Origin of the sequence: Sorangium sp. So ce363 (assembly GCF_051520435.1) — a bacterium.
In the GTDB taxonomy this organism is placed as follows: domain Bacteria; phylum Myxococcota_A; class Polyangia; order Polyangiales; family Polyangiaceae; genus Sorangium; species Sorangium cellulosum_B.
This window is the reverse complement of the sequence record NZ_CP150333.1, coordinates 12,443,911-12,466,586: the sequence shown is the minus strand read 5'-3', so window position 1 is coordinate 12,466,586 and position 22,676 is coordinate 12,443,911. Positions and strand designations below refer to the sequence as shown.

Sequence of the window (22,676 nt, the reverse complement as noted above, 5' to 3'; positions counted from 1 at the left end):
AACCGCGCCGTCGCAATCGGCCCGGCGCGGCGCGAAGCCACCCGATCCGGCGGCGTTACCTGGCCAGATCCGCGCGCAGCGCGTCCGGGCGCTCGCGGATGGTGTCGAGCAAGCTCTGGAAGCCCCGCTCGAACTCTCTCTGGGAGTATTCCTTGCGCGGGTCGGCGGCGACCTGCTCGCTGATCTGCTCGTAGTAGCTGTTGGCGAGCCCTTCGAGGTCGGCGCTCTCGTACGCCTCGATGATGCTCTCCACCGCGCCGCGATAGGCGGTCACGCAGCTTGGGCTCTCCAGGCAGCGCCGGAAGATGAGCCCCGTCGAGATCGCGCCGTTCGCGAGGTCCCCCTGGCGCGCGAGCTCGAACAGGGCGATGTGGGGCTTGCCCGAGTCGCGGAAGGGCTTCATCGAGAGGTCCATCCCCCACGGCAAGAAGACGAACTTCCCGGAGGCGGGGTCGTTGTAGATACGAAAATTGTTCGGATAAAAGACCGTGTAGGCGTACATGTCCCACTGGTTCACCGCGGCCTCGGCCGCGGTGAAGCGCAGGAAGTGATCGGTGTCGAGCGAGCCGCCGATGTCCTCGAGGAACGTCGCGCGCTTCGCCGTGTCCACGGCGGCGATCAGCGCAGCGAGGTCCGTGCGGTCGTTCGCGGTCTCGTTGGTCTCGAGATCGAACTCCGCTTCGGCGCCCGGCACGAAGTCGACCTGCCCTTCCTCGTACAGGTTTCCGTCGTTGCTCGCGAACCAGCGCGAGAGAAAGGTCGTGTCCTCGGCTTCGACGTTCGCATACACGCCGTAGAACTCACCGTTGACAACCACGAGCGCGCTGTTGCAGCGCGGGGCGGGCAAGCCGGCGTGCCGGAAGAGGTCGTACGCCAGGCGCTCCGCGAGGAAAGACGGATCTTCGACCATGTTGTTGAGCGTCATGCGCTCGAGGCCGAGGAAGGTCTGGTCGTTCACGAACTCGTCGAACTTGAGCTTGAACGGCGCCTTCTCGTCGAGGCCGCGGAAGCTGCCTTCGCCCTTGATGCGCAGCCCGATGTTCGAAACGGTGACCGCCCCGTAGCGCAGCGTGGCCGAGACGTACTCGTCCTGGAGCGGATCGTCCGGGCCCGACACCTGCTGCAGGGCTTGAACCGACTCCGGGGGTAATTCGATGTCGAAGCGCGGCAGGTTGGTGCGGTCGTAGATCTCGGCGCTGAGATCAGGACCGCCGCCTGCTCCGCCCGACCCGTGCCCACCCGACCCCGTCTGGCCCGTCCCGACGCCGGCCCCTCCGCTCGAGCCCGCCTGGCCCCCGCTGCCGCCCGTCGTCCCGCTGTCGCTGGCGCCAGCGCCGGCTCCGCTGCTCCCCTCTCCCGCTCCGGCCGCTCCGGGTCCCGCGGGCTCGGAGCAAGCGACGACAAGGCCGCACAGGGCCGAGGCTAGCAGTGCTGTCGACACACAGCCGACGAAGGTCTCGATGCGCATGACGACACATCCAGGGCGAAGACAAAGGAAACCGTTCGTGAAATGTGTTCGCTCACATGGTCGATGTCAATTCCAATCGGCCCGGCCGCGGAGCTCCTCGGGGGCGCCGCGTCGAGAGGAGGTTCCCTCGTTGCATGGCGTGCGGGAGCTGCCGATCGCCGAAGAGCACGGACAGGGGTTCCGGGCTATGGTGCGCGACGCCCGCGCGAGCGCTCATGACGACCACCACCACCACCGCCTCAGCACCGATGAGCCCCGGCGCGCCCGCCCTTCGCCCTTACCAGCGCGCCGCCGTCGACGCCGTCCTCGCGGCCCGCAGGCGCGGCGTCCGGCGCATGGTCGTGTGCCTCCCCACCGGCGCTGGCAAGACGGTCATCTTCTCCCATCTCGCCCGCCTCGCCAGGCGGCAGGTCCTCGTCCTCGCCCACCGCGAAGAGCTCCTCTTCCAGGCCAAGGACAAGATCGAGCGCGCCCTCGCCGGACAGGCCATGGTCGCCGTCGAGCAGGGCGAGCTCCGCGCCCCGGCGGACGCGCGCGTCATCGTCTGTTCCATACGCTCCCTCCACGAGAAGCGGCTCGAGCAGGTCACCGGCGGCCGCGATATCGGCCTCGTGATCTACGACGAATGCCACCACGCCCCCGCCGACGACAACCGCCGCGTCCTCCGCCAGCTCGGCGCCTTCGACCCCGCGTGGACAGGCACCCTGCTCGGGTTCACCGCCACGACGGCCCGCGGCGACGGCAAAGGGCTCGACGATGTCTTCGAGGCGATCGTCTACAGCCGCTCCCTCACCGAGATGATCGCGGACGGCTACCTCGCCCCCCTCACCGGCTACCGCGTCGCCACCGCCACCGACCTCTCCCCCCTCGACGCCGGCGGGCTCGACTTCGCCACGGAGGAGCTCGAGGAGGCCGTGGACCTGGAGGAGCGCAACGCGCTCGTCGCCCGATCCATTCAAGAGCTCGCCCGCGACCGCCGCACCATCGCCTTCTGCGTCACGGTCGCGCACGCCAGGAACCTCTCGAAGGCGCTCAACCACCTCGGCGTCCGATCCGCCTATGTCCACGGCGACATGCCCTCCGACCTCCGCGGCCGGATCCTCGCCGATTTCCGGGAAGAGCGCGTCCAGGTCCTCACCAACGTCGCTGTCCTCACCGAGGGCTTCGACGACCCTGGCGTCTCTTGCATCGCGATGGCCCGCCCCACCCGCTCGGATGGGCTTTATGCCCAGTGCGTCGGGCGCGGCACGCGCCTCCATCCAGGCAAGAAGGATTGCCTCATCCTCGATTTCGTCGACCTCTCCTCGCTCCAGCTGTGCACGCTGCCCTCGCTCTTCGGCATGCCCCGCGACCTCGATCTCGAGGGCAGGGACGCTTCGGAGGCGAGCCGCTTCTTTCGGCAGGTGACCTTCGACTACCCCGGGTTCGAGGTCGAGGCGGGCCGCATCACGCTGCGCGAGATCCAGGAGCGCGCCGCGCACTTCGATCCGCTGAGCCTCCGCGTCGACCCCGAGGTGATGGCCATCTCGCGCAATGCGTGGGCCTCTCTCGGCCGCTTCGGCCTCGCGCTCCATTACGAGAGGAAGCCCGGCGCGATCAGCGAGGTCGTCGTCCTCGCCCGCGGCGGTCGGGGAAAGCGGTGGCACGTCCTGCTGGATGGCAAGCTGGTCGAGCGCTTCTCCACCCTCGAAGAGGCGGTGGCCGCGGTCGATTACGAGGTCGCGCGCCGCGGCCCCGCGGCCGGGGCTTCGGCGCGCCACGACGCGGCATGGCGCAGGGCAAAGGCCCCTGTGCCCCTGCCGGCCGAGCCCCCGAGGGGTTATCCCCCGCCGAGCACCATGGAACAGGCGATGATCCTCGCGGTGTGGGCGAGGGTCACCGCGCCGCGCGAGGAGCGATGAGTCGCTCACCCGGCGGCTCGCGGCCTGCAGTGATGAGCACGGCCCACTCGATGTAGCGCCAGCCTACGACCCGGCTGAATACACCGATTGGCTTACAAGGCACTGTGATCCGCTCACCCTTCCGGGACGACCCTGAACAACAAGTTCGTCTCGCACGGTGCTCTCCCTCGCTCTACAACGTGAGGAACCTTCGTACTGGCGCAGACAGGCTTTCCAGGCGATCATGACCTCTCGGGATCGGGAGACCGGCGAGGTTTACGCCGATGGCGTACGCCGTGTCACCGCGCCAGTACGGAACATAGTGCTCGAGGGACAGGTCGAACGAGATGCATCTCCAAGCTGAGCAAGGGAGCCTGAACCATCAGGCATGGCAGACCTTTTGTGAGCTGGTTCGCCAGGGCGCCGGCGTCTCGGACGCGGCGCAGGCCGACAGCAGCGGCGTCCCGCCGCCTAGCCCCGCAGACGCTGCGTACCTGACGGACCTCGTGAATCACCACCGGACCAATATCGTTCCTTTTCTGGTCGAGCGCTGCGGTATCGTAGGCAAATCGATACTCGAGTTCGGCTCCGGCACGGGCGGACTGTCGATAGCGATGATCGAGGCCGGCGCCGCCGCCGTCACGGGCGTCGAGCCGAACCGGCTCAATTGCGAGGCCAGCAACTGGCGCAGGCGTGCCCATGGCATGGCCGACCGAGTTCGCTTCCGTTATGTACCGGACACCTCCCACCTCCCCTTCCCGGACGACAGCATCGACATGTGCGTCTGCAACTCCGTCCTGCAATACGTACCCGATCGCCGTCTGCGGCGTACGTTGCTCACCGAGATGTACCGCGTGGTGAAGCCTGGCGGCATCCTCATCGTCTCGGGCTCCGGCAATGGCGTCTTTCCCTGCGGCCCCCACACCAGCCGCTGGTGGTCCAACCTCGCGCCGGACCGCGCCGCGCGGCTCGGCGACAATCGCGGTGTCACCTACTGGGAGGTTCAACGCGCCCTCGCCCCACTGGGCGCCTCGCTCCTCCCACCTGCCGGCCGCGACGACCACGCGCTTGCCCGCTGGCGCCGGCGCCTGGGCACGCGAGGCATCACGGGCCCGCGTGCTGGCGCTTATCAGCTCGTCTTTGCGGCGTATTCGTTATGCGAGGCTACCCTGTGCCGCTGGCTGGACGCGCCCATCGAGGCCTTCATGCCCTACGTCGAGCTCGCCTTCCGCAAGCATCCCCCTCGCGGCGCCAGGGCGACCTGTTCTCGGTGAAAGAGGCGGGCAAGTACGGGAGAGCTGCGAGCGGTTCATGACGGATGCCCGTCGCATTCGCGCACGGATCATCACCAAGTCCATGCGTGATTATGTCCGCCGGTCGAGCCGCCGAGGGGCTATCCCCCGCCGAGCAGCATGGAACAGGCTTTGATCCTCGCGGTGTGGGCGAGGGTCACCGCGCCCCGCGAGGAGCGCTGACCAGGACCTTCATCGCAACGCGAAAATTTGCCCTTCGCCGTCGCGTTCCCGGCCCTCGTCGCCGGCGCCTTCCTCGCCGCCGCCCGCTTCACCGGCGCCTCGCCCCGCTCCCGCCTCGGCCTTTCAACGCCCGACGGCATGACGTAGAATGCGGTCATGTCATTCGGCATGAACGTCCTCCGGAAGCTCATCGAGCTCGCCCACGAGCGCGTCAGCAAGGACGAATCCGTCATAAGAAAGAAGCTTCGCGATCACTTCGCGCTGGACCCCGCAGCGCTTCCCATCGTGGAGGCGAGCTTTCCGGAGTACGACCGTCCGAACGTCCAGGTCGCGCTCGACGCGATGCTGGGAGAGGGGGGACGATCGCACGCGCTCCTCGGGCTCACTGGACGCAACTCCTACGACAGCATCCGGCTCGGGCAGCTCGCCACCGCGACGGAGTCGGGCCTGTTCGAGGGAGGTCCCACCCTCGGCCCCGTCGAATACAAGACCGTCGATCTCGATGCAGGCCAGAAGGTCTCATGCCTGCGATGCGGCCTTCTCCTCGTACACACCCCCGAACGCCTCGCCGTGCTCGTCAGCGGCAGCGAAAGACCATGGGACGGCGGCCTCACGGTGAGCGTCATGGCGCCGGAGCGCGAAGCGGGAGAGCGCTTCCTCGCAATGCTCCGCCGGACGATGCTCGAACGCAACGTCTACCGCGGCAAGGTGGTGTCGCTCGACCAGGTGGACCGCAGCACCATCGGGGTGAGCTTCCGTCCATTGCGACAGGTCGGAGAGGGGGACCTCATCCTGCCGGGAGACCTGCTCCAGCGCATCGAGCGCTGTACGATTCGCATTTCAGAGCACGCGCGCTCCCTCCTCTCCGCGGGCCGGCACCTGAAGCGCGGCGTTCTGCTGCACGGGCCTCCGGGAACCGGGAAGACGCTCACAGCCATGTATCTTGCGAGCCGCATGGAGGGGCGGACGGTCATCTTGCTGACGGGCCGTTCCCAGGGCCTCATCCGGCAATCGTGCGCCATGGCGCGCTTCCTCCAACCCGCCACCGTGGTGCTCGAGGACGTGGATCTCGTCGCGGAAGATCGCACGCGGCCGGACCAGTCGTGCAATGGGGTGCTCTTCGAGCTCCTGAACGAGATGGGTGGCCTCGGGGAAGACGCTGACGTCCTGTTCCTCCTGACCACGAACCGTCCGGATATCCTGGAGCCTGCGCTTGCATCTCGACCCGGCCGCGTCGATCTCGCCATCGAGGTGCCGCTGCCGGATGGCGAAGGCCGCCGCAGGATGTTCGAGCTCTACGGACGCGGGCTGACGCTCAAGGGGGTCGATCTGCCCCGGTGGATTGCGCGCACCGAGGGGGCGAGCGGCGCCTTCATCCGCGAGCTGCTTCGCAAGGCGGCGGTCTTCGCCGCCGAAGAGGGGCAGGAGATCGTGGTGGACGATCGGCACCTCGACGACGCGATCCGGGAGCTCGTGCTGTGCGGAGGCGGCCTCACGAAGAGCCTGCTCGCGGCACAGAAGATGATCGAATAAAGGTGATCGCCCAGCCATCGCCATGGGCACGGCCGCTCGCGGCTCGCGATGATGCGCGATGATGATCGACAGCTACCTGGCGAAGGAACTCGGGCCGCGGACGCTCAAGATCCCCTCTTCGCGGTCGCCTTCCCCGCCTTCTTCGCCGGCGCCTTCTTCACCGCCTTCTTCGCCGGTGCCTTCTTCGCCGGCGCCTTCTTCACCGCCTTCTTCGCCGGTGCCTTCTTCGCCGCCGCCCTCTTCGCCGGCGCCTCGCCCCGCTTCCGCCGCTCTCCCGGCACCTTCCCGATGCGCGGATCGCCCGCCTCGATGAGCGCGCAGGCCCGCAGCGCGGCTTCCTCGAAATCGGGCGCCTCCGCCGGGAGCACCTGCCAGCCCGTCACCCCGCTCCCGAGCACCTCGATGCTTCGCATGCTCGGAAACTCAGGGCGCAGGGCCGCGTGGTGCTCCTCCGTCGTGGCGAGCCAGACGCCGTTGTCCTGCGCGGGCGCGGGCTTGTCGCGCAGGATGAGGACGATCTTGTCCTCCACATAGACCGCCAGGCAGCCGAACATCGGCCGCGTCTCGGGCCCGAGCGGGGCGAGCGCGTCGAGCACGAACTCGTGCGGTACCGGCTTGCGCTTCCTCGCGGCGAACACGTCGTCCGCCGGCGCGACTCGGCTGCTCCCGCTGCGCTTGATCATGGCGACCAGGATAGACGAAGCGGCGGCCGAACGCACCGCCAGGCCGGCGCCCGCACGACGCCCCGAGGATACCCGAGGGCTCGAGCCCCGCCGAGCGGACCGCGACGCGACAGCCCGGCGATGATCCAGCCGCGGTGAGGATCCGGCCGGACCGGACGGGGTTGACTCCTGCCCCCGCCCGGTGACACTCCACCGGTGGAACATCGGACGGTCCTGATCTCGGGTGCGAGCATCGCCGGTCCCGCGCTCGCCTTCTGGCTTGCGCGCTACGGATTCCGACCCGTCGTCGTGGAGCGCGCCGACGCGCTCCGGCTCGGCGGGCAGAACATCGATGTCCAGGGCGCGGCGCGGGAGGTCGTGCGCCGCATGGGGATCGAAGGTGACATCCGAGCCGCCACGACGGGAGAGCAGGGACTCCGCTTCGTCGACGAACACGACGTGACCAGGGCCGAGTTCCCCGCGGAGACCTCGGACACCGGTGGGTTCACCAAGGAGCTCGAGATCCTCCGCGGTGACCTCGCCAGGATCCTCTACGACCGCACCCGAGACACGACGGAGTATGTTTTTGGCGACCAGATCACGGGCCTCCGGGACCACGGCGACGGGGTGACGGTCTCCTTCGATCATGGCGCCGCGCGCGAGTTCGACCTCGTGGTCGCTGCCGACGGCATCCGCTCGCGAACCCGCACGCTCATCGTCGGCGATGAGCCCAGGATTCGCCCGCTCGACCTGTATGCCAGCTACTTCACGATTCCCCGCCGAGCATCCGACAGCGCCTGGGCTCGCTGGTATCACGCCCCCGGCGGGCGCTCGATACTCCTGCGTCCAGACAATACGGGTACCACCCGGGCGTCGCTCTGGTTCCTGTCGCCCCCGCGCGGCTATGAGGCGTTGAGCGTCGCCGAGCAGAAGGCGGTCATCGCGCGCGTCTATGCCGGCGCCGGCTGGGAGTCGCCGCGGGTGCTCGCGGCGCTGGCAGACTCCGAGGACGTCTATTTCGACGCGGTCAGCCAGGTCATTGCGCCACGCTGGTCAAACGGTCGCGCCGCGCTCGTGGGTGACGCTGCGTACTGCCCGTCGCCGGTCAGCGGGATGGGCGCGAGCCTCTCTCTCGTCGGCGCTTACGTGCTCGCGGGAGAGCTGTCGCGGCACGCCGACCACCGAGACGCCTTCGTGGCCTATGACAAGCTCATGCGCCCCTATGTCGACCTGGCCCAGAAGCTCCCGCCAGGCGTCCCCTGGATCGCGCACCCGAAGTCGAGGCTCGGCGTTTCGCTCCTCCACCGGGTCCTCTGGCTCGCTTCCACTCCCCTGTTGCAGCGCCGCGAGGGGTGGTTCGGCTCCTCCGCGGCCGACAAGATCGAGCTCCCCGATTACTCGAATGGAGGCTGACAGCCGCATGACCCTGGCAGCCGATCTCGCCGCGACTCACGGAGCGAGCGCCGTCCTGTCGAGGTGACCGACGTCCCAGACGACGGAGGAGCCTGGGCCGTAGTAGACCGTCACCGGCTCCTGCGGTGTGATAAGAAAAGAGATGCGACCTCTGCGGTGAGGTTCCGGTCCAGCGAGCGGCCGGCGCTCGCTCAGGCCGCGCCGGCTGCGCGCCGGGCGAATCGGTTCTCGGGGCGCGGCAGCCCCAGGTTCTCGCGCAGCGTGCGGCCCTCGTACTCGGTGCGGAAGAGGCCGCGGCGGCGCAGCTCGGGGACCACCAGGGTGATGAAGTCGGTGAGCCCGCCGGGCAGGTGGGGCGGCATCACGTTGAAGCCGTCGGCGGCGTCGTTCAACAGCCACTCTTCCATCAGGTCGGCGATCGTTTCCGGGGTGCCCACGAGCTGCTTGTGGCCGCGTGCCCCGGCGATCCGGAGGTAGAGCTGCCGGATGGTGAGGTCCTCGCGCCGGGCGAGATCCAGGAGCAGAGCCAGACGGCTCTTGCCGCCGTTGCTGGCGGGGAGCTCCGGTATCGGTCCGTCGACAGGGTACCCCTCCTCAGACGGAGGCGCTACGGAGTTTCATGAAATCTCACTCCCCGCCTCCCCGCCTCCCTGTGAATTTTTCTCTGAAATTCGAGGGGATGCATCAGGGGCAACACCCCATGGCCATCACGATGGCAAGACGACCGCATCGACGCCGGAGCTGTCTCTCGATCGAATGCGGCGCCGACGGCTTCTCGCTGCGAGGCAGGCGGCGCGCCCCGGCTGGTCCTCGATGCAGGCCAGGGCGCGCCGTCGTCGGCTCACGGAGCGAGCGCTGTCTTGTCGAGGTGCCCGAAGTCCCAGGCCACGGAGGAGCCAGGACCGTAGTCGACCCTCACCGGCTCCTGCGCGCCGAGGCGGTCGAAGGCGGCGCGCGGGAGCAGGAATTGAACGGTGTGGAGATCGCCGTTCGGATGGCGAGCCGCGGTGCTTCGCTCGGCGCCGACGGTGAGCACCAGGTTGGTGGCGCGGAGGTCGAAGAACTCGGCGCTGGTGAGCGTGAGCTCGACGGCGTCGGACCCGCTGCGCCTCACGCTCTGGATGGCATTGCCCGCCGTGATCCGCCGCTGCTCGGGGAGGGTCGCGCCGGCGGCGCGCGCACGGGCGCTTGGCGGCGCCGCGCTCGACGCGAGGGAGGCGAGCTGCCCCGAAGCCGCCAGGGCCTCGGTGGTGGCACGGGTGGCGCGGATGTTCGCCAGGTACAGGCTGCTTCCGTTGAGCGGGGTGGTGAAGGTCAGACGAACCCCGCGCACCGACGCGAGCGTGGCGCCGCTGAACGAGGACAGCGGAATGCGCGCGGTCGGCAGCGTGGTGCCGGCGCGCGGCGGTGGACCGAGCTCCAGGAACTCATCGATGGCGACGGCGCTCGACCGGGTATCGTCGGCGTTCACGAGCTCCACAAGGAACGATGCCTCGGTCGGGTCGGAGCCCCAGCCGCGGTCGGCGCGAAGATCGAGGTAATCGTACCCCGTGAGATCGAAGCCCGTGCCGGCGGCGGACCAGTTCGACTGGAAGAACGTCGCGCTGCCCGCGGCCACGTCGTGGATCCAGGCGCCCGAGAGCGAAGGGTCGTGCCCGCTCAGGGCCGTGTGCTCCACCGAGAGGGTGCCGCCGGTGGTGTTCGGCAGGCCGTAGGAGCTCGTGCCCGTCGGATTGATGAAATCCTCGAGCAGCAGGCTGTCGGCGGCGTCTCCTCCCGGATGGTAGCCGCGGCGGACGCGGTACGGGACGTCCGGAAAGGGGAAGGCGGGGTCGAACAGGGCGTTCGCGGCCTCGTCGCGATCCGCGCCCACGTTGGCGGTGAAGAACTGAACGGCCGCCAGGCGACCCGTCTCGCGCTGCGCCGGCGAGCCGTACTCCAGCGGATCGAAGAGCTCCTCATGGTCGATGCAGCCCTGGATCCCGCCGCTGTTCCCGTCCGCGATCTGCCACTCGCTGTTGTAGTAATTGTGATTGGCGCCCCACACATGATAGAAGGACTTGAAGAGGGGCTCCGGCTCGGCGATGCTCATCATGCGATCGAACGGGCGCATCCCGGGCAGATCGCTCAGGTCCCAGTCGCAGGCCGGCAGGATCACGTTCCAGGCCGTCTGGTCAGCGTTCAGGCGCTGGCCGTTCTGGCCCTGATCGGTCGGACCGATCTCGAAGATCCCGCGGATGCCCACCGGGCTGTCTATCAGCGCAGGCCAGGGGCTGCCGCTCCGGCGGTACTCGTTGTAGGCGAACCGCACGGCCTCGCCGCCGCGCGAGTGCCCCAGCAAGCCCACCTGGTCGAAATCGATGCGATCGAGGAGATCCACGCCGAGCTCCGGGGGCGTCGGCTCGGCGCCGCTATCCCAGCGGCTCAGCCGCTCCAGGTGGCGGAGCAGCAGGCGTCCGCGTGGCCCGATGACGAACTCGTCGCTGGGCGAGCCCGATGCGGCATGGATACCCCGGTTCGTGTTGATGGACACCACGAAATAGCCGCGCGCGGCGAGGTCCTCGGCCATGTAGTCATAGCCGCGATGGTTGGGGACGACGACGTAGCTCGCCGGGCACGTCCCCGTCGTGGCATACTGGTTGTTGTTGTCCGTACGAGGATTCACGCCCGTGCCGCACGTGGGGTGGTTCCCGTGCATGAACACGAGCAGCGGATACTGCCGGCCGGCCTCCAGGTTCGTCGGGCGGTAGAAGGACGCCCACAGCTCGGTCGCGTAGTCAGGGCTGACCATCGCGTCGATCGCGGCCGGGAACTTGTACTCCGCGATCGCCACGCCGCTGCCCATCGGCGGCAGGTCGCTGCTCACCGACAGCACGACCGGCTCGATCCCCTGGCTCGGGATGCTGGCGCAGAACCCGAACTGGCGGCTCTCCGACGGGGGGATCGCCGCATTGCTGCCTTGAGGCGTGACCGTGATCTGACCCGTGCTCCCGCTGAACGTGCCATCCCATGACGAGAAGATGGCGCCCGGGCCGACGTCGAGCGCGACGCTCCACGTCCCCGTCGTGGCGCTCGGGTGCTGGTTGCTCACGACGATGTGCGCGCAGTACCCCTGAGCCCACTGCGAATCCATCACGCGATCCGCGCTGATCCCGTTCGCGCCCTGCAGCGCGGCCTGCGATGTGCCGATCGACTCCGTCGAGCCGTCGCTGCATGCCGGCAGCAGCGCCAGCGCTGCTGCCGCCACCCACGTGTCCCATCTGCTCTGGAAGCTGAAGTTGTGCATGGTTCTTACCCAAGTTGGTGATGAAGCGTCCGATCGTCGCGCCTCGTTCGGCAGGGCGACGAACCACCCCGTGCGTCACGATGATCTGCTGACACTCGAACCGATCTAGCGTCCGGATTCATGGCCTGGCAAGCGCTGGGGATGCCCCGATGCGCCTGCGCGATGCCGTGATTCGGCGGTGATGCCGGGGCTCACACCTGACGACACACGCCGCGCGCTCGTAGCGGCGCGGCGGGCGGTCGCTCTCGGTGTGACGAACGCTATTGGCAAACAAAGTAGCCTTGTCAAGCTCAGCAGTGCAAAATCATCTATCCATCGCCGGACGACCGATGACGGCGCATTGCATAGTCGCTTTTCGACGCCTGCGCCAGTAGGGTTCTTCCGGACTTCAGCACGGTTCCTCATGCGCCTGGCGTACCACCCACCATCGGCGACATGGCTCCACGCGCAAGGAGCGATTTCGTGGTTTAATTTCGAAAACTATCGTGTGAAGTAATGTAAAAAATCATGAAGTTCATTGCGTCCGGGCGCATGAAGCCGCGCGGCCCCGCTCCCGCGGCGCGGGGTCAGGGCGACATGGCTGGACCGGTACCCATGATCGCCTGTGACAGCGCGAGTTTGCCTCCGGTCAGCGGCTGCGGCAGAAGCTGCCCCGAGCTGCCGAGCACGAACTTGATCTCGGCCGAATGGAAGGACCCCAGATCTGGGACGTCAACTCGTGATCCCTGACCCGTGATCGACATCATGGCCGTCAGCTCAGGTGAGCCGTCACGCGCGCGGCGGCGTGCGCGTCGCCGGCCAGAGTCGGACGAGGAGCGCGCTGGCCGCCGCCGACGAGGCGAGGGCCGTCACCGCCAGCCAGCCCCACCGGGCGAAGAGCACGCTGCCCAGCGCGGCGCCGGAGGCCATACCGACGAACATGCCGACGACGAGCACGGCATTGACACGGCTGCGCGCGCCGGGCTCGATGCCATAAACGATGGTCTGATGCGCCACCAGCGCGGCCTGGATGCCGAGGTCGAAGGCGACGGCGCTGGCGCCGAGCAGCCACAGCCGTCCATGCGCCGACAGCATGGGTGACAGCGCCATGGCGGCGAAGGCCACGAACGAAAGGGCGGCGCCCATGCGCGTCACCCGTTCGGGCCCGCTGCGGTCGGCGATGCGGCCGGCCAGGGGCGCCGCCACCGCGCCGGCCGCCCCGGCCAGGCCGAAGGCGCCCGCCACCGCGCTGCCGAGGTGGAACGGCGCGCCGTGCAGCATCACGGCGAGCGTGGACCAGAACGCGCTGAACCCCACCGACAGCAGCCCCTGGGCCAGCGTCGCGCGGCGCAGGGCGCCGTGGCGCTTCCACAGCGCGGCCAGGGAGCCGAGCAGCGCGGCGTAGCTCAGCTGCGTGGTCGGCTCGAAGCGCGGCAGGCTGCGCCACATCGCCGCGCCGAGCAGGGCGATGCTGGCCGCGGCGGCGAAGAACACCGCGCGCCAGCCGAAATTCTCCGCCACGAAGCCGCTGATCACGCGGGACAGCAGGATGCCCAGCAAGAGGCCGGTCATCACGGTGCCGACCACCTTGCCCCGATGCGCCTCCGGGGCCAGCGTCGCGGCGGCGGGCACGATGTCCTGCGCCAGGGTCGCGGCCAGGCCGGTGACCAGGCTGGCGACCAGCAGCGTGCCGATCGCGTGCGCGGCGCCGCCGAGCAGCAGCGCGGCCGCCAGCAGGGCAGCCTTGGCCAGGATGATGCGCCGCCGGTCGTAGCGGTCGCCGAGCGGCGCGAGCAGCAGGATGCCCAGCGCATAGCCCAGCTGCGTGAGCGTGGGCACGAGGCCGAGCGCGCGGTCGGAGGCGCCGATCTCGGCCCCCAGCACGCCGAGCATGGGCTGGCTGTAGTAGATCGAGGCGACGGCCAGGCCCGCGCCGGTGGCCAGCAGCAGCACCAGGGCGGCGGGCAGGGGCGGCGCGGACGCGGCGGGCAGCGGCTGGGTGGCGGGGGGTGTATGCGTCAACGGAATGGCGTGCATGGTACACCGAGGTTAGGAAGCATCGCTCTAGCGCTGTAGTGGCATGGAGCGCACGATGGTTATACCGTCGACGTATGACCAGGCCGGCACCCCCCTCGCCCTCGCCGCTGGACGACATCGGCTTGCTGCAGACCTTCGTGAAGATCGTCGAGGCCGGCAGCCTGTCGGCGGCGGCCACCCTGCTGGGGACGACGCAGCCCACCGTGAGCCGGCGCTTGCAGGCGCTGGAGCGCTCGCTGGGCCTGCCATTGCTGCAGCGCTCCACACACACGATGAAGCTGACCGAGGACGGCGAACGGTGCTTCGAGCGCGCCAAGGCGCTGCTGGCCAGCCTGGAGGCGTTCGCGTCGGACATGCGAGGCGACCGCGACCAGCCCGACGGGACGCTCCGCGTGGTCGTGCCGCACGCGTTCGGGCAGCACCAGCTGGTCAAGCCGCTGGCCGACTACCTGCGCCGCTACCCGCGCGTCTCGGTCGAGTGGCTGCTGCACGACAGGCAGCCGAACTTCATCGCCGACGGCATCGACTGCGCGATCCTGGTCGGCGCGGTCGCCGATCCGGCCGTGGTGGCGATCCGCCTGACCGAGGTGCCGCGCATCGTGGCCGCCGCGCCCTCGGTGCTGGGCCGGGCCGCGCGGCCGGCTCATCCATCGGACCTGGCCGACATGCCCTGGCTGGCGTTGCGCACCTATTACCGCGACACGATCACGCTGACCCACGCGTCGGGCGGCGAGCGGGTCGAGCTCGCGATCCGCCCGCGCATGAGCACCGACAGCCTGGTTGCCCTGCGCAGCGCCGCGCTGATGGGGCTGGGCGTCTGCGTGGCCTCGTCCTGGCTTCTGACCGACGACCTGGCGCAGCGGCGGCTGCTGCACCTCGCGCCGTCGTGGCAGGCGGATCCGCTGCCGGTCCACCTGGTCTATCCTCATGCCCGCTTCTATCCGGCCCGGCTGCGTCGCTTCATCGAGGTGATGCGAGAGTCCGTGCCGGCGGTGGTCGACGGCGCGGCGGCGCGGCGCGGCTGATCGATCGGTGCGTGCCCAGGCCCGAGCGTCGAGCAGGCTGCCCTCGCGCGTCGATCAGTCGCGGGTCTCTGCACGCGGCGACCTTGGAGCGACGGGTTGGCCATGGCCTCCGAGCAAAAGTCACCACCGGTGTATTCACCTGACACCGCCGAACAAGCCGATGAAACTGCCCCGAACGAAGTAGAAGACACGCGGGAAGCCGGAGATAGGCCATGCGCCACGCTCGATCGCGACGCTCGGCCGACGAGCACGGATGCGATCTTGCCGTGCCGCACGGGCAGAGGTAACAGGTCCACCACGTCCTCTCCTTCGTCCCCGTCGAGCCCTGTCGTCGAGACACTCCTTTATGCCCTCATTGATCTCACTCTGGAGTCGCGTTCTTGCCGCTTTCGGCATTTACACGAGCACGGGAGACGTCGCGTTCGAGGAGGACCGAGTTATCCTGCGAAATCTCCATCGTGCGAAGGCGTTTCCGCAGGAGCCGAGAGAGCCAGGCCGCAGGGAGATAGCGGCATGCGAGCGGTGCGACAGGCCGCTCCGTCAGGTGGTGTTCACGACCGCGGGTCGTGGTGCTCAGGCCGAGATCTGGCGAAAGTACCCGCTGGCTATCGATGGGTGGATGTGCCGAGGGTGCGGGTGGTCGGCGATGCCGCGGTTCCTCAGCGCCGAAGAGTCAGTCCAGTATGGGCGAGAGGCGGCAGCCCACGCGTCGAACGGGCAGTTCGACGACGCGGAGTTCTGGCTCCGGCGAATCATCGGCTCATGGCCAGGCTGCGCGCCAGGCTACGCAGAGCTGGGTCAACTCTCGTCCGCGCGCGCCGAGGCGGCTACAGGTCCGGAAGCAAAGGAACGCCATCGGTCTGAGGCCGAAACCTGGTTTCGGCGCGCGGTGCTTGCCGACCCCGACCGCAAGCTCGCAGGAGTGCGCGTTCCTCTGGCGCGGACCCTCGCTCTCAACGGCAAGGAGCGCGACGCGTTCGAGGTGCTGGACGGGCTCCTGTGCGACGCGGCGCTTCCAGCGTCGGTCCGCACCGAAGCGGAGACGCTCGCGACCGATCTCCGCGACGGAAAGGCGCTCTTCTCCCGGGCTGCCGAGATGAGTCGATGCCTCGTGCTCGAACCGCCGTCGAAACCCCTGACAACGGCGGATCGAGACGCTCTGGAGCGAGCCCGGGCGCTGCTCCGGCAGGCGGTCGAGCGAAAAAGCACGTTTCCGACGCTCTGGTTTCTCGGGAAGGTCGAGATGCGACTGGGCGATATGGACGCCACGCTTGCCGCCTTTCAGCGCGCGCACGCGATCGATCCCGAGCAGCCGGACGGATGTCGCGAGCTCGGCGCCGTCTACCTGGAGCTCGATCGCGCGCACGACGCCCTGCCGGTCGCCCGACGCGCGATCGAGCTTCGGCCCGATGATGCCGGACTGCACTGCAACCTCGCCCTGATCCTCCTGCTGACAGGAGACGTCGAGGGCGCGCTCGCCAAAGCGACCTCCGCACTGTCGCTCGATCCCACCGACGCCATCACGCGTGACCTGCTGAAGCTGATCGACGACGTCGTCACGGGTCGCCGCCAGCGACCGCGCTCCCTCGCAGAAGCAGAAGGCCGAAAGCGGTGAACAGCTCATCCGTGACGCGAAAGCCCGGCGGTGATCCAGCCGCGGAGAGGATGCGGGCGGGACCAGCCGGGGTTGACACCCGCCCTCCCCGGCGACACTCGATCTGACCTACGACAACAACCCGAGTACCGCCTCACACGACCGAACCGTCAGGGAGGAATCCAGAACGTGGGTAGCTGGAGCGTCGTGGGTGTTCTAGGATGTTCCGCGCCTCCGAGAGGTTCGCTCTATGTCCAAGCTTCGCCTTGTAGCGCACGTTGGTCCCCTGCGGGGTGAGCCTGGCACTTGCCACGCCATGGGCACGCTCGGAGGCGCAGGCCACCTCATGCCACCGGCTGAAGTCGTCTTGATGGAGGTCCTCGACGACGGACCAGCGCTCCTCTACCGCTTCACACGGGACGGCGTCTTCGCTGGCGACACATGGCACGAATGCCGCGAGAACGCTGAAGACCAGCTAGCGTTCGAGGTTGGCGGTGCCGTCGGCGCCTGGACTGCTGTGCCTTTGAACGTGGAGGATGCCCAGGCATACGCGGTCAACTGGGCACAGCGCACGCATCCAGAGCGCTGAACGTACACCTCTGACGCGGAGCGCTCGATCGAGGTCGTCGAGGTCCTGTTCGGGCGAACCAGCACGATGCCGCCGAACCGCCGGGCCGCAGTGAGCGTCCGCGCCGCCGTCTCCGGCGCTATCCTTCCCGCATGACGCCCCGACCCGTCTTCGTCGATCAGGCCCTGTCCGCCCGGCTCGAGGCCACCGAGGCCGCGAAAATCGAGGCGCTTGCGCGCGAGGTCGCCACGCGGGTCCCGGCCCGGCGCGCCGCCGTCGCCGCCATCGCCGGCGGTCGCGCCGCGTTCGTGGCGCCGCACGCCCGGCTCTCGCGCGCGGTCGGCCTCGGGTTGAGCGGCCCGGTCGAGGCGCGCGACGTCGAGGCCCTCGAGGACTTCTTCGCCTCGCGAGGCACCGCCGCGCGCATCCTGGTCTCTCCCTTTGCCCACCCTTCGCTGCTCGCGCGGCTCGGGGAGCGCGGCTTCCGCCTGGACTCGCTCGACACCGTGCTCGTGCGCCACCTCGCCCCCGCCGTCGACGTCCACGCGCCTGAGCCGGCCGCGCACGGCGGCGTGGTCGTGCGGCGCGCCGAGCGCGAGGAGGCCTCGGCGTGGGTCGCGGCCTCGCTCTCCGCCTTCGCCACACCGGGTGAGCCTCCGTCCGATCGGGCCGACATCTTCGAGGCGGGCTTCCACGTGCCGGGGGCGGCGTACTTCCTGGCAGCGTCAACCGCCGGCGCCGTCGCCGGCGTCGGCGCGGTCTACGTGCACGAGCGAGTCGCCCTCCTGTTCGCGGGCGGCACACTCGCGGCCCACCGCGGCCGGGGCGTGCAGCGCGCCCTCATCGACGCCCGCCTCCCGTACGCCCGCGACGCGGGGTGCGACCTCGCCTACTCGGTGGCCGAGGCAGGGAGCACCTCGCAGCGTAACCTGGAGCGCGCGGGCCTCGTGGCCATCTACTCGCAGGCGACGCTCATCAAGTCCTTCGCCTGAGCGCCGTCTTCGGGGGTAGCCTCCCGTCAGATCCTACCGATCGCGAAGAGTGGACCGCATGCCGAAGCTTCACGAGATCCGAGCGGACTACGACGCGGAGACCATCGTCATGTACCAGGCCTACGCGCCGGCCATCGCCGAGCCGGCGCTCGCGGCCCAGCGCTTCGTCGCCCCGTTCTCGTTCGGTCGCATGACCTGGATCAAGCCGTCCTTTCTCTGGCTCATGCACCGCAGCAACTGGGGGCGCAAGGTCGGGCAGGAGCGGATCCTCGCCGTCCGCATCCGGCGGACAGGCTGGGAGCAGGCGCTCTCCCTCGCCGTCCTCACCTCGCCGGAAGCGACGGTGTTTCGCTCGCCGGACGAGTGGAGCAAGGCGTTTGCCGAAGCCAAGGTCCACATTCAATGGGATACCGAGCGGAACCTGCGAGGCGGCCCGCTGCCTTGTTACAGCATCCAGGTCGGCGTCGGCCGCGATCTCATTCGCGAGTACGCAGAGAGCTGGGTCGTCGCCATCGAGGATCGAACTCCCCTGGTCCGGAAGATGTACCAGCAGATTCAGGCCGGCCACGCGGACAGCGCGGCCAAGTTGCTGCCTCGCGAGAGGCCCTACGCCGTTGACGAGAGGATTGCCAGGCGGCTGCTCATCGACCCATGACGACACACGCCGCCGAGCAAGGCAACGCAGCCGACGCGTGCTATGCCAAGCGAACCAGGACTGCGCACGCGCCATGGATGAACTGGATCATCGAGCGAACGGGAGAGCCGGATGGATTGGCGAGCGGAGCACCAGATCTTGATCGACGCGGGTGTCACGATTGCCCCCGGTCTGACGGAACCCGAGATCGACCGAGCCGAGTCCGTCATCGGCGCCAGGTTTCCGCCTGATCTGTGCTCCTTTCTCTCGGAAGGGCTCCCGGTGGGCGAGCGCTTTCCCGACTGGCGGGAGCCAGACTCGACGGAGGTTCGTCGGCGGCTCGACTGGCCCTTCGAAGGCATCGCGTTCGACATCGAGCACAACGTGTTCTGGTTGGACGCGTGGGGCGCTCGTCCTTCAGAGCTACCAGAAGCGTTACAGGTCGCTAGGACCGCGGTCGCAGAGGCGCCCCGCCTGATTCCAGTCGCGGGCCACCGCTACATTCCAGCGGAGCCGGCGCTCGCCGGAAACCCCGTCTTCTCGGTCTACCAGACCGACATCATTTACTACGGCGACGATCTCGCGACCTACCTGCGCCGCGAATTTCGCCGACCGCCTCGCGTCGACGCTGTCAGCGGAGGAGCGCGCAGGATCCGGTTCTGGAGCGAGCTCGTCGATGCCAACGGATAGCGGGCCGCCAACGCCGGGCGGCGTGGCGTTCCAGCAGCGGGATGTACTGGCTGTTCATCCACGAACACGGGTCCCTCGGGCAAGCGAGCCCTGGACCTTCCGGACACCGAGAAACATGCTCGCATTTCTTCATACAGCCCACGTCCACGTCGAGACGTTCAGCCGTCTTGTCCAGGACGTAGACCACGCGATTCCGGTCCGGCATGAGGTTCAGGAGAGCCTCCTTGCTGATGCGCTGGCGGCCGGTGGGATCACGGACGGCATCCGCTCGGCCACCGCCACGGTCGTTCAGGCGCTCGCGAACGAGGGCGCGAGGGTCATCGTGTGCACCTGCTCGACTCTCGGCGGCGTCGCGGAGGCGGTCCCTGTCTCGGACTGTCTCGTGATGCGGATCGATCGCCCGATGGCCGAGCAAGCCGTCGCGAGCGGCCGCCGGATCCTCGTCGTGGCCGCGCTCCAGAGCACCTTTCAGCCCACCGGGGCGCTGCTGCGTCAGATAGCGTCCGACGCGGGTCGCTCGATCGATGTCGTCGAAGTCCTGTGCGGGCGAGCATGGCGGCTCTTCGAGAGGGGTGACTCTCCTGGCTATGCCGGCGAGATCGCCAGGACGATCGAGGCGACGGCGCTCCCGGGCGATCTCGTGCTTCTGGCCCAGGCGTCGATGGCCCCCGCGGCCGAGCTGGTCCGCCACCTCGGAATCCCCGTTCTGAGCAGCTCGAGATCAGGCGTGGAGGCCGCCGTGTCGAGGTATCGATCGAGAACGCAACACGATGCCGCCCAGCTCCGCGGAGAGCCATGAGCGACATCTCCGTGAAGGTCTTCCAGGCCGTCGTCGCCGGCGCGGCGGCCGACGGCGTGGCGCCCGCGGAGCTGCTCGCCGCCGCCGGGGTCGATCCGGGGGACCTCGCCGATCCGGACATGCGCTTTCCGCGGGCGATCGAGGCCCGGCTCTGGAGCGAAGCCGCCCGGCTCGTCCGCGACGACGGCTTCGGCCTGCGCCTCGCGCAGAGGCTGCCGGTGGGCAGCCTCGGAGCGCTCGGGTTCGCGGTGCGGAGCAGCGCCACCATCGGCGAAGCCTACGCGCGCGCGGCTCGCTACCTCCGCGTCGTGGCCATCGGCCCCTCGCTCGAGATCCAGATCGACGGCGATGTCGCCCGCCTCCGCCACGAGCCGCCCCGGAGCAGCCCGGCGCCCTCACGCCACGCCGTCGAGTTCTTCCTTGGCAACCTCGTCGTCCTCGCGAGGCGGGGCGCGGACCCGGCGTTCACCCCGCGCGCCGCGCGGTTTCGCCACGCCGCGCCCGCGCGCGTCGACGAGCACCGCCGCCTCTTCGGCGCCGGCCTGCGCTTCGGGGAGGCCCATGACGAGCTGGTGATCGATCGCGCTTTCCTCGCGAGGCCCCAGGCGCACGCCGAGCCCCTGCTCTGCGAGGTGCTCGACCAGCACCTCGCCTCGCTCGCCGCCGCGCTGCCGGCCGAGGCGAGCTTCCTCGAGCGCGCGCGCGCCGCGATCGCGGCCGAGCTCGCCCACGGCGAGCCGGCGCTGCCGGCGATCGCGGCGCGCCTGCGCATGAGCCCGCGCAGCCTCCAGCGGCGGCTCAAGGAGGAGGGCACATCGCTCTCGTCGGTGCTCGACGGGCTGCGCGCCGATCTCGCCGTGCGCTACCTGAGCGAGTCGCGCGACGCGATCTCGGAGATCGCGTTCCTCCTCGGGTTCTCCGAGGTGAGCACGTTCCACCGCGCCTTCAAGCGCTGGACCGGCGTGACGCCGGCCGCCTACCGTCGCGGCGCGGGGCGCCCAGCGCGAGAGCTCCCCCGCGCGGCGGCGCGTCACCCGTCGAACAGCACATCGTAAACGTACGGCAGCGCGTCGTGCGCGGTGAGATCGTCGAGCGTGTACGTCTTTCCGCCGCCGTACCAGGCGCCCTCGCTCGCGGTGAGCGGGTTGAAGCTCCGGTCGTCGCCCTGGAGCGGCGGCTCGTCCGCGTGCGTCTTCTCCCATGTATACCAGTACCGATCGAGCTCGCCGTGGAGCATCCAGAACACGGGGTCGACCGTCAGCTCATTGAAATACGTCACGGTGCCGCGCACGTCCGCGTTCACCGGATCGAGCCCGCCCGCCCACAGGTGCATCCGGACGTGGGGCATGAAGTTGAAGAGGCCATAGACATCCTTGACGGCGCCGACGAGCTCGGTGTCGGGCGCCGCCTTCTGCGCCTCGACGGCTCCGATCCAGCCGATCTCGAAGAGGGCGTTGGTCGTCTCCGCGCCCTGCTGCGAGCTGCTCGGGGGTCCGCCGAAAGCGTCGACGAGCGTCTGCACGGCCGCGCTGTCCGGCAGCTTCACCTCCAGCACTTCCAGCGCCGACAGCGCCTTTGGATAGTTCTCGATGCGGAGCTCGGGGGTTACGTCGAGCGCATCGTAGAAATCGGCGAACGTGCCCTCCGCAAGGATGCGCTCGACGTGATCGGGCGCCTGCAGCGTATCGAAGACCAGGTTCTTGCCCGGCCAGCGCCGGAAGACGATGTCGTAGCGCTCGCCCACCTCTTTGCCGTACCCGGCGTGCCCCTCGGGCAAGCCGGGAGGCACGACGGCCGTCCCGCCCTTGGGCTCGAAGCCGTGGACCCAGTGCGGCAGGTCCTGATCGTGCGCCGCGTCCCAGTACGGAATGAACAGGAGATCGGCTTCGCTCGGGTCGACGCCCTCTTCCTGGTCTCGCTGGCGGAGGGCGGCGCGGAGCATCTGCTCCGCTTCGAGGAGGAAGGCGCGGTGCCACGGCAGGAGCCGGTGTCCCGACGCTTCGTCCATGACCATGATGGTCATCGGCGAGGTGGCCTGGAGGTCGGCGCCGTGGTGGCGATGCCGGTGGTGGTCGTAGTGCTCGTCGTTGAAGACGTCGAAGAAGCCGTTCGCGACGGCGTACTCGTAGGCTCGCTTGAACCTGTCGATCTCTTCGCTGGTCATCGCCGACGCGCTCTTGCGGGCGATCCGCTGGGCTTCCGGGCTCGCGTCGCCTGCGTCCACCGGGGCGTCGGCGCCGCAGCCGAGCGAGAGCCCGAGCCACGCCGCCGACGCCGCCGCGATGATCCCACGCACGAACGCTCGTCGATGCAACTCACGTGTCATGACCTGCCTCCTTCGGACGGGAGCTCCGTCGTTCATGAGGCTTTTATAAAGACGCGAGCGCGCCCCAGCATTGGCCGAGCGCGACGAAAGCGTTGGCCTACCGCGCCAGCGGGCGGTCACGTCGCCGCGTGGGCGCGTCGTGCTCTCTCGAACGGGCAAATCGGATGGATATACGGTCGCCGACGGCCAGCGCCGGACGGCCCCAGTCCAGGCATTCGTCCGTGCGGGCGTCTCACCCATGGACCGAGAACCAGAGATGGCTGGGGGCCGGCGCCCTCTGGCGCTTGCGGCTGAACCCCGGTACGCTGGTGAAGA

Annotated in this window: 18 protein-coding genes and 1 pseudogene; 12 read left to right on the top strand and 7 right to left on the bottom strand. The window is 69.1% G+C overall.

All coding sequences use genetic code 11. The features are described 5' to 3' along the window. Positions 1 to 55: 55 nt before the first annotated feature. A complete protein-coding gene (locus WMF12_RS46930; RefSeq protein ID WP_437856131.1) occupies positions 56 to 1,468 on the bottom strand; it encodes a CotH kinase family protein in 1,413 nt (470 codons plus the stop codon). 215 nt (positions 1,469 to 1,683) lie between these two features. Here WMF12_RS46930 and WMF12_RS46925 point away from each other — a divergent pair, with 215 nt between their 5' ends. From WMF12_RS46925 to WMF12_RS46915, 3 genes are all read left to right on the top strand, one after another. Further along, on the top strand, positions 1,684 to 3,369 hold the full coding sequence (locus tag WMF12_RS46925) for a DEAD/DEAH box helicase (RefSeq protein WP_437856126.1): 1,686 nt from the start codon (positions 1,684 to 1,686) through the stop codon (positions 3,367 to 3,369). A gap of 326 nt (positions 3,370 to 3,695) precedes the next feature. After that, positions 3,696 to 4,622 (top strand): class I SAM-dependent methyltransferase, encoded by a 927-nt coding sequence (locus WMF12_RS46920; RefSeq protein ID WP_437856116.1) that lies wholly within the window; start codon positions 3,696 to 3,698, stop codon positions 4,620 to 4,622. Between the two features lie 357 nt (positions 4,623 to 4,979). Next, on the top strand, positions 4,980 to 6,356 hold the full coding sequence (locus WMF12_RS46915; RefSeq protein ID WP_437856108.1) for an AAA family ATPase: 1,377 nt from the start codon (positions 4,980 to 4,982) through the stop codon (positions 6,354 to 6,356). A gap of 104 nt (positions 6,357 to 6,460) precedes the next feature. Here WMF12_RS46915 and WMF12_RS46910 read toward each other — a convergent pair whose 3' ends face one another. Next, positions 6,461 to 7,039 carry a hypothetical protein gene (locus tag WMF12_RS46910; RefSeq protein ID WP_437856099.1) on the bottom strand — a complete coding sequence of 193 codons (579 nt, stop codon included), beginning with the start codon at positions 7,037 to 7,039 and terminating at the stop codon, positions 6,461 to 6,463. 195 nt (positions 7,040 to 7,234) lie between these two features. On the opposite strand from WMF12_RS46910, the gene WMF12_RS46905 reads away from it, so the two are divergent. Then, on the top strand, positions 7,235 to 8,431 hold the full coding sequence (locus tag WMF12_RS46905; RefSeq protein WP_437856094.1) for an FAD-dependent monooxygenase: 1,197 nt from the start codon (positions 7,235 to 7,237) through the stop codon (positions 8,429 to 8,431). A gap of 191 nt (positions 8,432 to 8,622) precedes the next feature. On the opposite strand, the pseudogene WMF12_RS46900 reads toward WMF12_RS46905, so the two are convergent. From WMF12_RS46900 to WMF12_RS46885, 4 genes and pseudogenes are all read right to left on the bottom strand, one after another. Further along, a pseudogene (locus tag WMF12_RS46900) lies at positions 8,623 to 9,018 on the bottom strand (nitrilotriacetate monooxygenase); the annotation flags it as partial. A gap of 254 nt (positions 9,019 to 9,272) precedes the next feature. After that, positions 9,273 to 11,717, bottom strand: a complete 2,445-nt coding sequence (locus WMF12_RS46895) for a cellulose binding domain-containing protein (RefSeq protein WP_437856086.1) — start codon at positions 11,715 to 11,717, stop codon at positions 9,273 to 9,275. A 566-nt stretch (positions 11,718 to 12,283) separates the two neighbouring features. Beyond that, on the bottom strand, positions 12,284 to 12,463 hold the full coding sequence (locus WMF12_RS46890) for a hypothetical protein (protein ID WP_437856075.1): 180 nt from the start codon (positions 12,461 to 12,463) through the stop codon (positions 12,284 to 12,286). Positions 12,464 to 12,485: 22 nt separating this feature from the next. Continuing rightward, the gene (locus WMF12_RS46885; protein WP_437856069.1) at positions 12,486 to 13,733 is read right to left on the bottom strand and encodes an MFS transporter; all 1,248 of its coding nucleotides are present in this window, start codon (positions 13,731 to 13,733) and stop codon (positions 12,486 to 12,488) included. Here WMF12_RS46885 and WMF12_RS46880 point away from each other — a divergent pair. The 8 genes from WMF12_RS46880 (at position 13,706) to WMF12_RS46845 (ending at position 21,090) form a co-directional block, all read left to right on the top strand. Next, positions 13,706 to 14,758 carry a LysR family transcriptional regulator gene (locus WMF12_RS46880; protein WP_437856058.1) on the top strand — a complete coding sequence of 351 codons (1,053 nt, stop codon included), beginning with the start codon at positions 13,706 to 13,708 and terminating at the stop codon, positions 14,756 to 14,758. The two genes, WMF12_RS46885 and WMF12_RS46880, sit on opposite strands and share 28 nt — an antisense overlap. A 646-nt stretch (positions 14,759 to 15,404) precedes the next feature. Continuing rightward, the gene (locus tag WMF12_RS46875) at positions 15,405 to 16,373 is read left to right on the top strand and encodes a tetratricopeptide repeat protein (protein WP_437743207.1); all 969 of its coding nucleotides are present in this window, start codon (positions 15,405 to 15,407) and stop codon (positions 16,371 to 16,373) included. Positions 16,374 to 16,722: 349 nt separating this feature from the next. Then, positions 16,723 to 16,941 carry a hypothetical protein gene (locus tag WMF12_RS46870; RefSeq protein WP_437856042.1) on the top strand — a complete coding sequence of 73 codons (219 nt, stop codon included), beginning with the start codon at positions 16,723 to 16,725 and terminating at the stop codon, positions 16,939 to 16,941. Between the two features lie 131 nt (positions 16,942 to 17,072). Next, on the top strand, positions 17,073 to 17,912 hold the full coding sequence (locus tag WMF12_RS46865; protein ID WP_437856036.1) for a GNAT family N-acetyltransferase: 840 nt from the start codon (positions 17,073 to 17,075) through the stop codon (positions 17,910 to 17,912). Positions 17,913 to 17,970: 58 nt separating this feature from the next. After that, on the top strand, positions 17,971 to 18,567 hold the full coding sequence (locus tag WMF12_RS46860) for a DUF4291 domain-containing protein (protein WP_437856024.1): 597 nt from the start codon (positions 17,971 to 17,973) through the stop codon (positions 18,565 to 18,567). 111 nt (positions 18,568 to 18,678) lie between these two features. Next, positions 18,679 to 19,236 carry an SMI1/KNR4 family protein gene (locus WMF12_RS46855; RefSeq protein WP_437856017.1) on the top strand — a complete coding sequence of 186 codons (558 nt, stop codon included), beginning with the start codon at positions 18,679 to 18,681 and terminating at the stop codon, positions 19,234 to 19,236. 22 nt (positions 19,237 to 19,258) lie between these two features. Beyond that, positions 19,259 to 20,035, top strand: coding sequence for an aspartate/glutamate racemase family protein (locus tag WMF12_RS46850; protein WP_437856009.1), 777 nt, complete (start codon positions 19,259 to 19,261; stop codon positions 20,033 to 20,035). Next, positions 20,032 to 21,090: an AraC family transcriptional regulator gene (locus tag WMF12_RS46845; RefSeq protein ID WP_437855993.1), complete on the top strand. Its 1,059-nt coding sequence runs from the start codon at positions 20,032 to 20,034 to the stop codon at positions 21,088 to 21,090. The genes WMF12_RS46850 and WMF12_RS46845 overlap by 4 nt, the downstream gene beginning before the upstream one ends. Here the strand turns inward: WMF12_RS46845 and WMF12_RS46840 are convergent. After that, positions 21,066 to 22,361, bottom strand: coding sequence for a tyrosinase family protein (locus tag WMF12_RS46840; RefSeq protein WP_437855979.1), 1,296 nt, complete (start codon positions 22,359 to 22,361; stop codon positions 21,066 to 21,068). The genes WMF12_RS46845 and WMF12_RS46840 overlap by 25 nt on opposite strands. Positions 22,362 to 22,676 lie beyond the last annotated feature (315 nt).

Excerpts from the sequence above, each read along its gene's own strand:
- WMF12_RS46930 (WP_437856131.1), bottom strand. The coding sequence starts at position 1,468 with ATGCGCATCGAGACCTTCGTCGGCTGTGTGTCGACAGCACTGCTAGCC.
- WMF12_RS46925 (WP_437856126.1), top strand. The coding sequence starts at position 1,684 with ATGACGACCACCACCACCACCGCCTCAGCACCGATGAGCCCCGGCGCG.
- WMF12_RS46920 (WP_437856116.1), top strand. The coding sequence starts at position 3,696 with ATGCATCTCCAAGCTGAGCAAGGGAGCCTGAACCATCAGGCATGGCAG.
- WMF12_RS46915 (WP_437856108.1), top strand. The coding sequence starts at position 4,980 with ATGTCATTCGGCATGAACGTCCTCCGGAAGCTCATCGAGCTCGCCCAC.
- WMF12_RS46910 (WP_437856099.1), bottom strand. The coding sequence starts at position 7,039 with ATGATCAAGCGCAGCGGGAGCAGCCGAGTCGCGCCGGCGGACGACGTG.
- WMF12_RS46895 (WP_437856086.1), bottom strand. The coding sequence starts at position 11,717 with ATGCACAACTTCAGCTTCCAGAGCAGATGGGACACGTGGGTGGCGGCA.
- WMF12_RS46890 (WP_437856075.1), bottom strand. The coding sequence starts at position 12,463 with ATGATGTCGATCACGGGTCAGGGATCACGAGTTGACGTCCCAGATCTG.
- WMF12_RS46885 (WP_437856069.1), bottom strand. The coding sequence starts at position 13,733 with ATGCACGCCATTCCGTTGACGCATACACCCCCCGCCACCCAGCCGCTG.
- WMF12_RS46875 (WP_437743207.1), top strand. The coding sequence starts at position 15,405 with ATGCCGCGGTTCCTCAGCGCCGAAGAGTCAGTCCAGTATGGGCGAGAG.
- WMF12_RS46870 (WP_437856042.1), top strand. The coding sequence starts at position 16,723 with ATGGAGGTCCTCGACGACGGACCAGCGCTCCTCTACCGCTTCACACGG.
- WMF12_RS46865 (WP_437856036.1), top strand. The coding sequence starts at position 17,073 with ATGACGCCCCGACCCGTCTTCGTCGATCAGGCCCTGTCCGCCCGGCTC.
- WMF12_RS46860 (WP_437856024.1), top strand. The coding sequence starts at position 17,971 with ATGCCGAAGCTTCACGAGATCCGAGCGGACTACGACGCGGAGACCATC.
- WMF12_RS46855 (WP_437856017.1), top strand. The coding sequence starts at position 18,679 with ATGGATTGGCGAGCGGAGCACCAGATCTTGATCGACGCGGGTGTCACG.
- WMF12_RS46845 (WP_437855993.1), top strand. The coding sequence starts at position 20,032 with ATGAGCGACATCTCCGTGAAGGTCTTCCAGGCCGTCGTCGCCGGCGCG.
- WMF12_RS46840 (WP_437855979.1), bottom strand. The coding sequence starts at position 22,361 with ATGACACGTGAGTTGCATCGACGAGCGTTCGTGCGTGGGATCATCGCG.